A 7,345-nucleotide genomic window follows, 5' to 3' on the forward strand; every position below is an offset into this window, starting at 1 on the left:
AGTGATAGAGAGTTATCTGTAAGAGAACTAAGAAAATATGTAAAAACGACTTTACCAGAGTATATGGTTCCAAATTATTTTATAAAAGTACCGAGAATACCATTAACTATTAATGGGAAGATTGATAAAAATAGCTTGCTAAATATAGAAACAAAAAAAGATAATGCCACCAAAATACTTCCGAGAAGCTTACAAGAGAATATTATAGTTGAAATATGGAAAAATGTATTAAATCTAGACGATATATATGTTAATGATGACTTCTTTGAACTTGGAGGAAATTCAATTAATATAATTCAAGTTGTAAAAGAAATAAAGGATAGATTAGATGTCGAGGTAACTGTTGCAGATCTAATGATTAATACAAAGGTAGCAGACTTAGTTGAACATATCACAAAAAATGGTAATACTCAAAATGAATATAAACACATATTTANNCCAGTGATAAAAATATATTTATTATACATGGTGCAGATGGAGATATATTTTATTATAGATATTTAGCAAAGCTTCTTGAAGAAAAGTATAGTGTATATGGAATTCAGCCAAATGGGTTAACAGGAAGGGAGCCGCTACCTGAAAGCTTTTATGAAATGATAAATGATTATATTAAAGAGATAAGGAAATTTCAAAGTGAAGGACCATATATATTAGCAGGTTATTGCATCGGAGGATATTTTGTACGAGATATTGCAAAAATTTTTGAACTTCAAGGTGAGAAAATGGGAGCCATAATTGAAATAGACCAAGAACCATATGTAAAACATACATTCTATAAACCAATAAAAAAATGTGAATTTTTATTGAAATTATTAGATTCTTGGAGAAAAATAATGAGAAAGGATAAGAATTATACTATTGAAAAATATAAAAAAATTTTAGAGAAGAAACATAAAATATCTAATGAAAGGCAAATAGAATTAATAAGTGATAGATTTAAACTAAGAAATTTTCTAATGAATGAATTAATGTCACATTGCAATTATATTTTCTTTTCAAGGAAAATTAAATCTCCAACTTTAGTTGTAAAGGCAGAAGATAACCATAATAAATTATTTGAAACAGAGTGTTGGGATGATATGGTATCAGGTGATTTAGAATTTTATGAAATACCAGGTGGTCACGAAACCTTAGTATTACCACCATATGTAGATAAGTTAGCAGAAATTATACTAGATTATTTAGACAGGACTATTAAATAATAAGTTTAACATTTAAATAATAGTGGTTATTCTATTGAGATTTTTAATCAATATAGAATAACCATTATTTTTTAGAGAAATTTTGTAAAATTAGATAGAGTTCAATTGGAATTATTATAATATTTATAATAATCTCAGTATATTTATTAAGCATTAATGTTATTCAATTACAATGTAATTAGGGAGGAGTTTGATGAACTTTATGACTAGATGAACAGTGCTACTTCTAATAAAATTAGAGAAACATATTAGGACAGTATAAGTGATGGCTAATGCTAGTAATAGTACTGAATGTTTTACAAGTGAGGCATATAGTTAAATATGTAAAATGTAGTACTCTGAATGTAAAAATATTAAAGTAAATTACAGGTGATGAATATCATCACCTGTAGCTAACTACAAGTTAATATAATTTTAATGTCTTACTATAATTGATTCATTAGCATCTCTTTATAATTGAATAGCAGTGGATTTCTGATTTTAATATTTTATCGATACGATTATTGTAATTAGCATTATGAGTGATTTAACTAGTTTCTTTTGTATATGCAGCGCCACCATAATAATAGATTGCGTTTGTCATCGAAATAATTATTTCGCTTTTATTTTATTTGATTTCATTTATAAATAAAGAAAAATTTTCTCTAAAGCAGAAAGACTATCAACGGCTAGTTATAATTATTTTGTGAGGTTATTTCCTATCCTTAAAGCCTCTTTCAGGCGACCATTCACAACTACCTATAATATGATATCGGCAATTGCAGCAGTCATCACCATCACCTAAAGTTTTGGTACGTTCAAAACCGTTGCCCATATAGTGAGAAAAGAGATAATCCATTCTGCATATCATTGGATACATTCCCATTGCATCAAAATCACGGCTCATTTTTAGCATACCGCATTCAGTAATATCCAATTCAAAGGTGTTATCACTAATTTCACGATAAACAATCTTCCAATCGTAAGGGTGCAATACTCCAGCTTTCTGTTTTTGCTCGTGCTGTGCTGCCTTGTTACGAAAGCTACCAATGTAAGCATTAACTGACATAGACAACAGGCAGCTTGGAATGGTGGTAATCAGCTTTTCATTCATCATCCAAATTTCTTTCATAGCATCTTCAATGGACAATCCAAGCTCCATAAAAGCCTTATACCATGCAATATAGGCTGGACAAAAATTATAGTTAAAGGCAAATATGCTATCACCAATATCGATAACCTTTGGGAGTATTTCTAAAAGGTGTACTTTCGAACGGTTTTTGAATTCATTCCAAAAGGTATTGCCGTATTTTTGTATAATAGCCTTCTTTGAACGAGTCATTGTGAAGCTATAAATTGCTTTCGTTAGTTTCATTTACTGCCACCCCCTCATATAGATAGCCAGACAGTGACTTTGGGAATATGGATGTATAGCTCTAAATTAAATCGAACATTTATCAGTGTCTTCTCATAGCCTCAAGCAATATTACAGTCACAAGCACATAGATTAAAAAATGAATTAGCCAATGTTCTCATTTATTAAGTATGGAATATTTTTGGTTGATATATTTTCATTATAGATTCACATTTCCATAGCAATATTATATAAATAATCTTCACTTCGTATGACCATACCATAATTATGCAATACATGCACATTATATACCAGTCATTTATACAATATTAAATACTATTGTATAAAGAATATAGTTGATGAAATTGAAGATAATAAAAAGGCAATTAATTTTAATAATTTTAGCTAAAAATAAGGAGGTAATGCCCTATGACTGAAAGTAAAAAATCTAATAGATTGATAAATGAAAAATCACCATACCTATTACAGCATGCACATAATCCTGTAGACTGGTATCCATGGGGTGAAGAAGCTTTTGAAAAGGCTGAGAGAGAAAATAAACCTATATTTTTGAGTATAGGTTATTCTACTTGTCATTGGTGCCATGTTATGGAAGGAGAATCTTTTGAGGATGAGGAAGTAGCAAAGGTATTGAATGACAATTATGTTGCTATAAAGGTCGATAGGGAAGAGAGACCGGATATAGATAGTATATATATGAATTTTTGCCAGGCTTACACTGGTAGTGGCGGATGGCCACTTAATATAGTAACAACTCCAGATAGAAAGCCTTTTTTTGCAGGTACATATTTTCCTAAAAAAAGTAGGTTTGGTATAAAAGGAATTATTGATATTTTGAATTCCATAAATCAATTATGGACGGAAGACAATAAAAGGGTATTACAATCTAGCGAAAACCTATTGAATTATATGAGAAATAATTCTAGCAATATAGAGGAAGGAGATCTGAGCGTAGGGGTTATAGAAAAAGCTGTAGAAGAGCTGAAAGAACATTTTGAAGAAGAGTATGGTGGATTTGGAAAGGAACCTAAATTTCCAACTACTCATTATATATTATTTTTATTAAGATATTATAAAAATAATAAGGATGAGGAAGTTCTAAGAATTATAGATAAAACTTTAGAAGGAATGTATAAAGGAGGTATTTTTGATCATGTGGGATTTGGCTTTGCCAGGTATTCTATAGATATAAGATGGCTAGTGCCTCACTTTGAAAAGATGCTATATGACAATGCTCTTTTAGCCATGGCCTATACAGAAGCTTATAAATTAACTGGAAAAGAACTTTATAAGGAAGTAGCAGATAATATATTTACTTATATTTTAAGGGATATGGCTTCTTCAGAAGGAGGGTTTTATTCTGCAGAGGATGCTGATTCCGAAGGAGTGGAAGGTAAATTCTATTTATGGAGTTTAGAGGAGATAGAAAATATATTAAATGAAGAAGAAGTTAGTTTATACGCTAGGTTTTATGATATAACAACTGATGGAAACTTTGAAGGAGCTAACATACCAAATCTTATAAATACAGATTTAAAAGAATTAAGTCCATACAAAGAACAATTAGAAGTTATAAGAAAAAAGCTTTTTAATTATAGAGAAGAAAGAATTCATCCACATAAGGATGATAAAATATTGACTTCTTGGAATGGACTAATGATAACTTCATTAGCTTTAGGTGGAAGATTACTAGAGAATAAAGAGTATATAGCGTTTAGTGAAAAAGCATTGAACTTTATTTTAAATAATTTAATAGATGAAAAAGGACGCTTGTATACTAGATATAGAGATAAACATAGAGCACACAAAGGTATCATTGATGACTATTCTTTCTTAATTTGGGCTATTATAGAATGTTATGAAAGTACTTTTAAAATAGAATATTTAGAAAGTGCAATAAAATTAAGTGATGAAATGATAGAGCTATTTTGGGATGAAGAAAATGGAGGATTCTTCTTATATGGTAGCGATGATGAGGAATTAATTGTAAGACCTAAGGAAATCTATGATGGAGCTATACCTTCTGGAAACGGAGTAGCCTCATTAGCTCTTTTAAAGCTTTATTATATTACAGGTAAGGATAAATATATAGATATAGTAGATAAGAACTTTAAAGTCTTTGGAGGAAAAATAAAGGAAGATCCTATGTATTATTTATTTTCAGTAATAGCTTATATGTATAGGGAATATAGCATAAGAGAAATAACTATTGTAGGAGATAAGAAAGAAGAAATTGATAGTATTTTAAAGGAGATAAATAATAAATATAATCCTTTTACTTTGATAACCTTAAGAGGAAAAGAACGTAACATGATTTTAGATTCAAAAGAGATGATAGATAATAAAACTACTATTTATGTATGCGAAAATTATAATTGCAAAACTCCTATAACACATATAAATGAATTGAAAAACATATTAAACAATTAAAAGTATCAAAACTAAAAAGCCCCAATGTTGGGGCTTAAATTATTTTTTTTCAACAACTTGTGTAAATTGTGCTTTAGGTGATTCATGATTTAGTGATTCAAATATAAAGCCTTGAGCTTTTAATCCCTCAATTATTTCAGGAAGTGCTTCTGGCGTAGTATCTTTTGGATCTAAATCATGCATTAATATATTGGCATGCTTAACATATTTAGCATCTTCTAATACTCTATTAACAATTATATTTTTGTCTTGTCTAAAAGTAGCTGCATCCATTGAATCTACATTCCAATCATAGAAGGTATAGCCTAAATCAGTCATGTGCTGAGCTAATTCTTTCATGAAATTTTCACCATGATTATAGTTTAGATTTATTGTATTATTTGAACCACCTGGGAATCTTAAAATTTTAGAAGGTTCTTTTCCTGTAATTCTTTTAAGTTCATTGTCAAGTTTTTGTACATCTTCTACAAAGCTCTCTTTTGAATGATAAACTTTCTTATAATTATGTGAAGAAGTATGATTTGCTAAAACATGCCCACGATTAACAATCTCTTTATATAAATCATCCATACCATCTTTATGATTTACAAAAAATGTAGCCTTAATTTTGTACTTATCCAAGGTGTCTAAAATATTTCTAGTATGCTTAGAAGGACCATCATCAAAAGTTAAATAAGCAATTTTAACTTTTGAAAGTGCTTGTTCATAATTTTTTTGTTTATTTTGTACTTCAATTTGTAAATCTTCATTTTCTTTTGTTAGAGTTTCTTTAGAAACTTTTATTTCTTCAATTTTATTGTTTAATCTTTTATTTTGAGATACAGCCATTATAACTCTTGCGTGACTAAAAATAGTAGCAGATAGGGTTAATAATATGAAAGATAATAGCAATATTTTTTTTATATTAAAGCCTGTACTCTTTTTCCCCATAACGCATCCTCCTTAATATTTAATTTGAACTCTTTGGAAGAGAATTAATTTTATTTTCTAATTCAGTTTTAGACTGGCTTAATTCATCATTTTTAGATTTTAAATCAGTAGCTTCTTTTTCTAATTTTTCTATCTCTGTCTTTAATTTACCATTTTCTTCATTATATTTTTTTATTTTAGAATTAGTGAATGGAAATAGTGCTAATACAACAGCACATAAAATAGTTACAACTATTCTTCTAAGCTTAGAAGATTTTTTTCGTCTAGATGCTCTACGTGATGATACCTCTAACATAACAACTCTCCCTTTAATTTATAGTTTGTACATATTTAAGAATATTCAAAAAGTAATTAGCTAGTATGCTAATCTAATTTCTTTAATAATTAAGCAAAGAAAACTTATTTAATTATATAATATAGAAAATATAGAAAAATATTAGTATATCTTTAACCAGTTATTTTATTTCATAGTCCTCAATCAACATTTAGTATAAATAAATCTCAATTACTATGGTTTACAAATTAGTTACAAGCGCCAAAATTACCAACTTTATATAAGAATTGTTTTAATACTTTATTTACAAGATTTTATATAAAGGTATACTCTTAAAGACATATGCATTTTTAAGAGTATATATCCTAGATTATTAATGTAAATATTTAAGATAAATCATCAAATTTTTACATAAAGTTAAAATTGATAATTTAATCCTATTTAAATTACCAATATTCTATTGGTAATTATATCATATAAAGTAGAATNNGGTATCTAAAAGAAAATAAAAAAACAGCACTTATCGTGCTATTTTTTTATTTCCTAATGCTATTTTTCAAAGCTTCCGCAGTCAGTACATTCAATTACTTTAGCTTCTTGTTCGTGTTTAACAATTTGGATTGTATTTAATGTACAATAGTTATCATCCTTACAATGATGTTTACATTCAGTTACTACACATCCTATGCTTGAATTATGATTCATAAAAACATCTCCTTATCCATATATAATATTTTCAATTGCCTAGTAGTAAGTTTATTAATTAGTGTTCTTTTTGAAAACTTCCACAATCTGTACATTTTACAGAATCAGCATGACCTTCATGTTTTACAACTTCTATTTTGTTTAATGTACAATAATCCTCTTGCTTGTAATGATATTTACATTCATTAACAGTACACATAATGCTATCATTTTTCATAATTACACCCTCTTTCTAAATTCAAATATTGTTATGTTCATATCATAGTGTGTGTATTTAAAAAAGTATTTATTCTTTTAGATCTATCTTTGAAATTAATAAAATATATGAACAAGCTACCTTAAAAGTTAATATATAGGCCAATATAATTACACCCTTGAGTGTTTCAAAGCGCAATGCACAGTTCACAACTTAAAATAATGCATAATTTACAATTAAGGTTGAAATTATTT

Annotated in this window: 8 protein-coding genes; 3 read left to right on the forward strand and 5 right to left on the reverse strand. The window is 28.0% G+C overall.

Annotation, left to right across the window (positions count from 1 at the left end):
- Window positions 1-63: 63 nt before the first annotated feature.
- Window positions 64-504 carry a phosphopantetheine-binding protein gene (locus tag B2W91_RS10210; protein WP_422653271.1) on the forward strand — a complete coding sequence of 147 codons (441 nt, stop codon included), beginning with the start codon at window positions 64-66 and terminating at the stop codon, window positions 502-504.
- Window positions 483-1,202 (forward strand): thioesterase domain-containing protein, encoded by a 720-nt coding sequence (locus tag B2W91_RS10215; RefSeq protein ID WP_291580531.1) that lies wholly within the window; start codon window positions 483-485, stop codon window positions 1,200-1,202. The genes B2W91_RS10210 and B2W91_RS10215 overlap by 22 nt, the downstream gene beginning before the upstream one ends.
- A gap of 691 nt (window positions 1,203-1,893) precedes the next feature.
- On the opposite strand, the gene B2W91_RS10220 is transcribed toward B2W91_RS10215, so the two are convergent.
- Window positions 1,894-2,556 carry an L-2-amino-thiazoline-4-carboxylic acid hydrolase gene (locus B2W91_RS10220; RefSeq protein WP_291580520.1) on the reverse strand — a complete coding sequence of 221 codons (663 nt, stop codon included), beginning with the start codon at window positions 2,554-2,556 and terminating at the stop codon, window positions 1,894-1,896.
- A gap of 408 nt (window positions 2,557-2,964) precedes the next feature.
- Between B2W91_RS10220 and B2W91_RS10225 the strand changes: the two genes are divergently transcribed.
- On the forward strand, window positions 2,965-4,986 hold the full coding sequence (locus tag B2W91_RS10225) for a thioredoxin domain-containing protein (protein ID WP_291580522.1): 2,022 nt from the start codon (window positions 2,965-2,967) through the stop codon (window positions 4,984-4,986).
- Between the two features lie 39 nt (window positions 4,987-5,025).
- Here B2W91_RS10225 and B2W91_RS10230 read toward each other — a convergent pair whose 3' ends face one another.
- From B2W91_RS10230 to B2W91_RS10245, 4 genes are all read right to left on the reverse strand, one after another.
- Window positions 5,026-5,916 carry a polysaccharide deacetylase family protein gene (locus tag B2W91_RS10230; protein ID WP_291580524.1) on the reverse strand — a complete coding sequence of 297 codons (891 nt, stop codon included), beginning with the start codon at window positions 5,914-5,916 and terminating at the stop codon, window positions 5,026-5,028.
- A 19-nt stretch (window positions 5,917-5,935) separates the two neighbouring features.
- Window positions 5,936-6,211 (reverse strand): hypothetical protein, encoded by a 276-nt coding sequence (locus tag B2W91_RS10235; protein ID WP_291580526.1) that lies wholly within the window; start codon window positions 6,209-6,211, stop codon window positions 5,936-5,938.
- A gap of 528 nt (window positions 6,212-6,739) precedes the next feature.
- Window positions 6,740-6,895, reverse strand: coding sequence for a DUF1540 domain-containing protein (locus tag B2W91_RS10240; RefSeq protein ID WP_291580527.1), 156 nt, complete (start codon window positions 6,893-6,895; stop codon window positions 6,740-6,742).
- A 58-nt stretch (window positions 6,896-6,953) separates the two neighbouring features.
- Window positions 6,954-7,112 (reverse strand): DUF1540 domain-containing protein, encoded by a 159-nt coding sequence (locus tag B2W91_RS10245; protein WP_291580529.1) that lies wholly within the window; start codon window positions 7,110-7,112, stop codon window positions 6,954-6,956.
- Between the last annotated feature and the right edge of the window lie 233 nt (window positions 7,113-7,345).

Source organism: Clostridium sp. UBA6640, assembly GCF_002455975.1.
In the GTDB taxonomy this organism is placed as follows: Bacteria; Bacillota; Clostridia; order Clostridiales; family Clostridiaceae; genus Clostridium_J.